This window comes from Enterobacter cloacae complex sp. IR5422, assembly GCF_049238165.1.
GTDB classification, from domain to species: Bacteria; Pseudomonadota; Gammaproteobacteria; order Enterobacterales; family Enterobacteriaceae; genus Enterobacter; species Enterobacter roggenkampii.
This window is the reverse complement of record NZ_JBMKHT010000011.1, coordinates 96,904-105,595: the sequence shown is the minus strand read 5'-3', so window position 1 is coordinate 105,595 and position 8,692 is coordinate 96,904. Positions and strand designations below refer to the sequence as shown.

General features: G+C 58.4%; 5 protein-coding genes. 4 read left to right on the top strand and 1 reads right to left on the bottom strand.

Annotation, left to right across the window (positions count from 1 at the left end; all coding sequences use genetic code 11):
• Positions 1-543: 543 nt before the first annotated feature.
• From pgaA to pgaD, 4 genes are read left to right on the top strand one after another with little or no spacing between them, the layout of a single operon-like run.
• Positions 544-2,982, top strand: coding sequence for a poly-beta-1,6 N-acetyl-D-glucosamine export porin PgaA (gene pgaA, locus ACOTXT_RS08115; protein WP_333164706.1), 2,439 nt, complete (start codon positions 544-546; stop codon positions 2,980-2,982).
• Between the two features lie 2 nt (positions 2,983-2,984).
• Complete coding sequence (gene pgaB / locus ACOTXT_RS08110; protein ID WP_333164709.1) at positions 2,985-4,928, top strand: poly-beta-1,6-N-acetyl-D-glucosamine N-deacetylase PgaB; 1,944 nt, start codon at positions 2,985-2,987, stop codon at positions 4,926-4,928.
• Positions 4,921-6,249 carry a poly-beta-1,6-N-acetyl-D-glucosamine synthase gene (gene pgaC, locus ACOTXT_RS08105; RefSeq protein WP_333164712.1) on the top strand — a complete coding sequence of 443 codons (1,329 nt, stop codon included), beginning with the start codon at positions 4,921-4,923 and terminating at the stop codon, positions 6,247-6,249. The genes pgaB and pgaC overlap by 8 nt, the downstream gene beginning before the upstream one ends.
• Positions 6,249-6,680, top strand: coding sequence for a poly-beta-1,6-N-acetyl-D-glucosamine biosynthesis protein PgaD (gene pgaD, locus ACOTXT_RS08100; protein ID WP_008499789.1), 432 nt, complete (start codon positions 6,249-6,251; stop codon positions 6,678-6,680). The genes pgaC and pgaD overlap by 1 nt, the downstream gene beginning before the upstream one ends.
• A 52-nt stretch (positions 6,681-6,732) precedes the next feature.
• On the opposite strand, the gene gss is transcribed toward pgaD, so the two are convergent.
• Positions 6,733-8,595: a bifunctional glutathionylspermidine amidase/synthase gene (gene gss / locus ACOTXT_RS08095; protein ID WP_025912482.1), complete on the bottom strand. Its 1,863-nt coding sequence runs from the start codon at positions 8,593-8,595 to the stop codon at positions 6,733-6,735.
• Positions 8,596-8,692: the final 97 nt, after the last annotated feature.

Sequence of the window (8,692 nt, the reverse complement as noted above, 5' to 3'; positions counted from 1 at the left end):
CAGGGCCAAAATCAGCCACGAAGAGACGATTTTGGGCTGAAAATTGGAAAATTGAGCCACAGGACGTCGATAAAGGACGGTTTGGGGCGTCATATCGGGAGCTGCGGACCACTTAATCGCAACTTCCCTAAACATTAAGAATTTTTGTCATGAAACTTCCCAAACATGCACCAGAAAGTACTTTAATTGAGGCTAGCAAGCGTCATTAAAAATATATACAAAACTGTCACAATAAAAATAAAATCATTATATTTCAATGAATTACAATTAATCACTCAATTCAAAATAAACACAAAAATCTGCTCATTACAGAATTATCTCAAAACGACACAGCCGCTTTTCAGCATATTTATCGGGCAACATATCGGGTGTACATTACCTCCCATCCAGTCCACTAAGATGAGGCGCCATAATTACCTTTAAGTAAGTACCCCTTAACGTTACTGCATTCAGATTTAATGTTCTCATTTATGGCCTTTAACGCAGAGTTAAAAGGCAGCCGTGTTATGCAATGGATTCATGATAAACAAATGGCAAATAGATATGGAAAGATCGCTTCGCTTCAGTACATTATTCTTTTATCGCACCCCAACATTATTGTTTCTGTTATTGCTCTTTCCTGTTCTGGTTCAGGCGACGGAATCCGTTTATGAGCAACAGATTCAACAGGCGCGTAACGGTAATTACACGTCGTTTCTCGATTATCTTCAGCGCTATCAGCAGCAGCATGCCCTGACGCCCGAGCACGTTGCGGACTGGTTACAGGTGGCGGCCTGGGCAGGTCATGATGACGAGGTTATTCAGGTCTGGCAGCGCTACAGCATTTATATGCCGCTGCCCGCCCGCGGCGTTGCGGCTGTCGCGCAGGCCAGACGAAATCAGAAAGCGTGGGAGCCCGCTCTGGCGCTCTGGAAAGAAGCGCGCAGCCTTGCGCCGGATAACGACGATTATCGTATCGGCTATATCAAAACCCTGGCCGATGCCCGTAAAGATACGCTTGCCCTTCAGGAGGCCCGACGGCTGGTGGCGGAGGCCCCCTCGCAGGCGCATCTTCAGACGCTGGCATACGTCTGGCTACGCCAGGGAAAAAGCTGGGATCGGCTTTTAGCCGACACGCGCGCGCTGTATGTCGCGCCAGAAAATCACGCGCTTCTCCGCGAGCGGGTCGACGCGCTAACGGATAACCGGGTCAATACCCCCGCGCTCCTGCTTTCACAAAAGGTGGCGCTAGCCCCCGCGGAGCGTCGTCGTCTTGAGCTGAATGCCGCCGCCGAAAGCGTTCGCCTTGCAGACGTGCCGGGCAGAACAGAAAAGGAGCGCCTGCAGCTTGCGCAATCCGCGCTGAATCGTTACGACGCGCTGCTTTCTCGCTGGCAGAGCGAGCCGCAGGCGGCGGAAGACGTCGTGCTTGCGCGTATCGACCGGCTCGGCGCGCTGTATGCCCATGCCGATTACCCGCGGGTCATCAGCGAATATCAGGATCTGACGGCAGCCCGGCATCCGGTGCCGGGCTGGGCAATCGGCTGGGTGATCTCCGCATATCTGCAGGAGAAAAACGCTGCCGCCGCCTTCGCGCTTCTGCAACGCTATCCGCAGTACGCATCCGATCCGCAGGACGAGGAGCACGCGCTTTTCTACGCCTGGCTGGATACGGGAGAGTATCCGTCCGCCCGCCGGTATGCAGAGCGCCAGACCCGCAACGTTTCCTGGACCCGTTACGATTTCGGTTCCCCTACCCCTCAGCCGAACGATCGGTGGCTTACCGGTCAGTCGCTCCGTTTTAACTATTTGCTGGCGACGAATGCCCTGCCGGAAGCCGAAAAGCTGGCGCGACGTCTGGCAGCAACCGCGCCGGGCAATCAGGGATTGCAGATTGACTACGCCACCCTGCTTCAGGCGCGAGGCCTGCCGCGCGCGGCCGAGCAAACGCTGAAAATGGCGGAGGCGCTGGAGCCCTCGAATCTGGAGCTTGAGCAGCAGCAGGCTTACGTCGCCATGGATCTGCAGGAGTGGCGGCAGATGGATTTACTGGCCGACGACGTCGTTGCCCGCGCGCCGCGCGATCGCAGCGCCAGGCGTCTGGACAGGCTCCGCACCGTCCACCATATGTCCGAGCTGCGCCTCAACGCGAGCAAGGGTTTGCACTCCGATAACCCCGTCAGCGGGACGCACGATCTCAACTGGGACGCCATGCTCTATGGCCCGCCCGTAGCGGATAACTGGCGGCTGTTTGCCGGCACCCGCTATGCAGAGGGCAATTTCGATGAAGGCAAAGGCTCCAGCCGTCACCTGTTGGGCGGCATCGAATGGCGGCCACGCGATCTCCAGCTCGAAGCCGAGCTCTCAAGCAACCGCTATCACGGCGCGAACAAGCCGGGCGCTCGCCTCTCAACGACGTACAGCCTCACCGATAGCTGGCAGGTCAGCGGCAGCCTTGAGCGCCTGTCGCGCACCACGCCCCTGCGGGCGTTACGCAACGGGATCAGCGCCAACCGGGGGGAAGGCGGCGTGCGCTGGTATCAAAACGAGCGCCGTGAGTATCAGTTCAGCGCCGCCCTCAGCCGCTTCTCGGATCATAACCGCCGACAGGAATACACCCTCACGGGCAAGGAGCGTCTCTGGCAGACCCCGTCCCTGACGCTGGATCTCGAACCGGGGATCGCCGCCAGCAAAAACAGCCTGCGGGACACCCTCTATTACAACCCGGCACGGGATCTTTCCGTGACGGCCGCCCTGGCCGTTGACCATGAGATGTATCGCCATTACGACACCCTCTGGAGCCAGCAGTTCGTGGCGGGAGGCGGCCGCTACTGGCAGAAAAATCAGTCCGCTGGCGCCATCGCTCTGCTGGGTTACGGACAACGCGTTCAGTGGAACAACGTCATGGATACCGGCGTGATGCTGAACTGGGACAAGCGCCCTTACGACGGCAAACGCGAGAGCAACCTCTCCGTCACGTTTGATGCGACTTTACGCTTTTAAGGATGATGAAGATGAACACACGTTTTTCCACGAGCCTGATACTCATCGGCTGGCTCTGCCTCAGCGCAAATGCCTGCGCGCAGGCATTTTCGTTTATTGCGCCCAAAGATCGGCCGCAGCTGGAGGCGAGCAAACCCTGGCCGCAGAACCAGTTTCTGGTGCTGGCCTACCACGACGTCGAAGACGATGCCGCCGATCAGCGCTACCTCTCCGTGCGCACCAGCGCGCTAAACGAGCAGATCGGCTGGCTGCTGCACAACGGTTATCACGTCATCAGCGTGCAGGACATTCTGGATGCCCATGACGGAAAAAAAACGCTGCCGCCCAAAGCCGTTCTGCTCAGCTTTGACGACGGCTACAGCAGCTTTTACACCCGCGTCTGGCCACTGCTTCAGGCGTGGAACGTCCCTGCGCTCTGGGCGCCGGTGGGCAGCTGGGTGGATACGCCGGAAAATCAAAAAGTTAACTTCGGCGGTCTGATGACGGCCCGCGATCGTTTCGCGACGTGGGATATGGTGCGCGAGCTCAGCCGGTCTCCGCTGATTGAGATCGGTTCGCACACCTGGGCCTCGCATTACGGCATTGTTGCCAACCCGCAGGGCAGCCGCGAACCCGCCATCGCCAACCGCTTTTACGATAAAGCGACGGGCCGCTATGAAACCGATCGGCAGTTCAACCAGCGGATCGGCGATGACGTTCGCAAAGTGACTGAAAAAATCACGCAGGTGACGGGCAAGGCGCCGCGCGCCTGGGTCTGGCCCTACGGTGCCGCCAACGGCACGTCGCTCGCCATCGCCAGACAGCAGGGTTATCAGCTGGCCTTTACCCTTGAGGACGGGCTGGGGAACGTGCAGGAGCTGGGCAATATCCCCCGTCTGCTAATCGCCGGCAATCCCTCGCTTAAGGCGTTTGCCAGTACGGTCAGCCAGGTTCAGGAGCGCGAACCCGTGCGCGTCATGCACGTCGATCTCGACTACGTTTACGATCCCGATCCAGCCCAGCAGACGCAAAATATCAACAGGCTGATCCAGCGGGTCTACGACATGAAAATTAGCCATGTTTTCCTGCAGGCGTTTGCCGACCCGCAGGGCGACGGCAGGATCAGGGCGCTCTATTTCCCCAACCGCCAGCTGCCGGTCCGGGCCGATCTCTTTAATTTTGTCTCCTGGCAGCTGCAAACCCGGGCGGGCGTGAAAGTCTTCGCGTGGATGCCGGTGCTCTCGTTCGATCTCGATCCTGCCCTGCCGCGCGTGCAGCGTCGGGACCGCTCGTCAGGCCAGCTGTGCGAAGCCACCGATCCCTATATCCGGCTCTCCCCGTGGGACCCGCAGGTGCGCCAGCAGGTGACGGACATCTATGAAGATCTGGCCCGCTATGCCAGCTTCAACGGGATCTTGTTCCATGACGATGCGGTGCTGACCGACGTGGACGATAGCCCTCAGAGCACAACACGTCAGAAAAGCCAGACGCTTATCGGGTTTACCCACGCCCTGAGCCTCGCGGTGAAGCACATCCGTGGCCCGCAGATAAAAACCGCGCGCAACATGTTCGCCTTGCCCATACTGCAGCCCGAAAGCGAAGCGTGGTTCGCGCAGAATCTTGACGATTTTCTGGCGGAGTATGACTGGACGGTGCCGATGGCCATGCCGCTGATGGAGTCCGTCCCGGCAGACGAAAGTGATGCCTGGCTGACGCGTCTGGTTAACGCGGTCGCCGCGCGTACCGGCGCGCTCGATAAAACCATTTTCGAGCTGCAGGCCAGGGACTGGGATGGGAAACCGCAGCGCGCCGTCTCCGACAGCCAGCTGGCACAGTGGATGCGCGTGCTCCAGCTGAACGGCGTCAAAAACTATGGCTACTACCCCGACGATTTTATCAACAACCAACCTGATATCTCACACATCAGGCCTGTATTTTCTTCGTACTGGTACCCTGACAATGACTGATCGCATTATCGCCTTTTCCATTTTATGTCTGGTATTCGGGTTGCCGTTAGGCGTGGCCGCCCTCTTTACCGGCGAGCTGATTCTGGATTTTGTGTTCTTCTGGCCGCTGTTCATGTCCGTGCTCTGGATAACCGGCGGGCTCTATTTCTGGTTTCAGCTTGAACGCCACTGGTCGTGGGATAAAGAGACGCCCGCCCCGACGCTCGCCGGTGAGCCGCTCATCTCCATTCTTATCCCCTGCTTCAACGAGGGAAGGAATGCCCGGGAGACCATCAGCGCCGCGCTGGATCAGCGGTATGAAAATATCGAAGTTATCGCCATCAACGACGGCTCGTCTGACAACACGGCGCAGGTGCTGCATGCGCTGGCGCAGGAACATCCGCGCCTGCGGGTGATTAATCTCGCGGAAAACCAGGGGAAAGCGCTGGCGCTCAAAGCCGGGGCAGCGGCGGCCCGGGGCGATCTGCTGGTCTGCATTGACGGCGACGCCCTGCTCGACCGCGATACGGCAGCGTATCTGGTGGCCCCGCTGATTCAGTATCCCCACGTCGGGGCGGTCACCGGGAATCCGCGTATCCGCACGCGCTCCACGCTGATTGGCCGCATTCAGGTGGGCGAGTTCTCATCGATTATCGGGCTCATCAAGCGGACGCAGCGGATCTATGGCCGGGTCTTTACCGTCTCGGGCGTCATCGCCGCCTTTCGCCGACAGGCGCTGGCGGACGTCGGGTACTGGAGCCCGGACATGATCACCGAAGACATCGACATCAGCTGGAAGCTGCAGCTGCGCCACTGGGATATCTTTTTCGAGCCGCGGGCGCTGTGCTGGATCCTGATGCCGGAGACGCTGAAGGGCCTGTGGAAACAGCGTCTGCGCTGGGCCCAGGGCGGTGCGGAGGTGTTTCTGGTCAACCTTCGCAAGATAGTGCGCTGGGAGCATCACCGCATGTGGCCCCTGTTTCTTGAGTATGCCCTGTCAACGCTGTGGGCCTTCGCCTACGCCATGACGGTGCTGCTGTTCATCCTCAGCCATATCGCCCCGCTTCCCGCGAACCTGACCGTTGAGAGCCTCTTTCCCCCAGCGTTTACCGGGCTGCTGCTGGGGGTGATGTGCCTGCTGCAGTTCCTGGTCAGCCTGTACATCGAGCGGCGCTATGAACGGAAGGTGGCCAGCTCGCTTTTCTGGGTGATCTGGTTCCCGATGGTGTACTGGATGATCGGCCTGTTCACCACCCTCGTCGCGTTTCCAAAAGTCATGCTTAAACGCCAGCGCGCCCGCGCGCGCTGGATCAGTCCGGACCGGGGAAAAGGACGCATTTAATGAACGAAAATACCTTAATTCTGACCGAACATCGGCTGTTGCCACGTCTTTTCGATGCCGCGTTAACGCTGGTGGCGTGGGGAGGCTTTCTGTTTTTCCTGTATGCCCGGCTCTGGATGCAGCTCACCGAGGAGAGCGACCACCGCTGGAGCGTGATTATTGCGTCCTTTAATACGGTGTTGCTCTACCTGCTGTTCGCCGCGCTCAACGGCTGGCTGCTGATTTTGTGGTATCAGTACAATCGCCGTCGGGCCCACGCGAGGCGGCGTCAGCCGGGTTATTTTCACCAGGAAGAGCTGGCCCGCAGCTTTAATGTTTCACCGCAGATCATCTCCGAGATGAGCCAGTACAACCTGCTGACGGTCTATCATGACCAGATTGGCCGCATCATCGATCTGAAAATCAACGGGCAGGAAGAGGAAGAACAGTAACGAAAAGCCCCCGCAGGATGCCCTGCGGGGGCTTTTTTATTGCGGGTAAGAGCTACTTATCTTTAACCACGATCAGCGGCTCAATATCGCTCTCTTTCTTCACCACCAGCGAGTCATCGCCGCGCAGGCAGGTCCCACCGTAGTTCCCGCCCACGGTAAAGGTACAGACCTGTATGTACTTGCCGTCGACCTTCGGCAGGCACCACAGCTGCTGGTAGATGTTTTTGCGGTCAACAAACTTGCCGCTGGATTTATCCAGCAGTTCGTCCTGGGCGCTGATCAGATCGATATTGCTGCCGCAGCGTCCGGCAATCGGCTTAACGGCGTATCCGGTCTGCTTCAGCAGATCGTTGACCTCAAAATCGGTGTCGAGCAGGTAACGGTGGTTCGGGAACAGTTGCCACAGCACCGGGAGAATCGCCTTGTTGCCGGGAATAACGGTCCACAGGGGTTCAAAGACCAGCACCTCCGGGCGCAGCAGGACGTCAATCAGGCGCACTTCGCCTTCAGGATGCCCGGTGCGGATCGGCACCGCGGCGTATTCGGTTTCGCTGACCTCGCGGATCTGTTCAATCGCCGTCTCCCACGCCCAGGTTTTCCACACGCAGTTGACGTGGCGGCCTTCGTCGTCAATTAGCTGCCCAGCGGCGTCCCAGCTCAGGGCACCAAGCCCGTGCAGAATTTTGGTTTCAAACCCGGCCTGCAGCAGAGAACGCTGGATAAAGAGCGCGTGATAGTCCTCTTCGACATCGTTGTCCTGCATGATGTGCACGAACGGCCGGGCGTGGCTGTGCTTCCAGGCACCGGTCAGCTCTTCCAGCAGGCCTTCCGCCGGGTTATGCCCGTTGCCGCGATAGCCGTTTTTCACCCACTCCTCAAGGATAAGCCCGCCCTCGGTATGACAGGACGCGGAGTCCGCGTTGTACTCGTAGACCTTGATGCCGCGCTCATCCATGCAGAAATCCATACGACCGGTGATCATATGGTGACGACGCCACTGCCAGGAGAGGCGCAGGCGCGGCCAGAGGATTTTCGGGATGTCGAAAAGCGCCAGCAGGCTGTCGTCTTTCAGCACCTTGTCCGTCGCGTGCAGGTACATCAGGTGCAACTCGTTGGTGGCTTTGATCAGCTCCTGCTCGGCGCTTTCGGTAATGGTGAAGTACTGGCAGGGATCTTTGTTGATCACGTGACCGTTGGCGCGGATATACGCCTGCTGCAGCGCGTCATTTTCGTTGAGCCATTTCCCGTCGAACTGACGTGTGTTTTTCAGCCGCGCGCCGCTGATTTTCAGCAGTTCGCCGTCGATTTCCGGCTGCGGAATGCTGTGTTCTGTGTCGTCGGTCTGGATCATCCAGCCGAGAATTTCCGTGTCGCTGAAGGTGTCGTGGAGGGTGTAACACCCGTTCTCCACGCTCAGGCGCAGCTCGCGCGTCCACTGCTGCCCGAGCGGCAGCGGGGAGTGAATCACGTTCTGCTCGGCGATACGCACCTTATCGTCCAGAAGCTGGGTGATCACCGCCACGTGGCCGGTCTCGTGAAACTCGCCGCCCTTTTGCCAGATCAGCAGCGCCCCGGCGCGCGGCGCGCGTTTTGAGCCGTTGGCAAACGCCTGAAGGGGCAGAATGTTATCGTTCACCACCTGACGCAAAAAGCGCAGAGAGAAAATTTCCCACGCCATACCGACGTCGGTAAACACGAAGCCATAGTTGAGGAACAGGAAACGGCGGGCAAACTCAACGCACTGCCACTTGTGGCCCATGTATTCGTTGCCGATATAGCTGCGGAAATCCGCATCTTCCGGATAGTTTCGCGGGTCCAGACTGCCGTAATTTGAAGAGTAAATCGCCACGCCACCGGGCGCATAGCCTAACAATGTCCCGAATGGCGCATCACTGCTTAACGTTCCTTTACGCATGTATCCAACCTAAAACAGGCAGGCGGCAATTTTTATGGGTTGTCGTCGTCTGCACGTTGTAATTAACCTGACAGAGGAGCGTTTATCATACACCTGC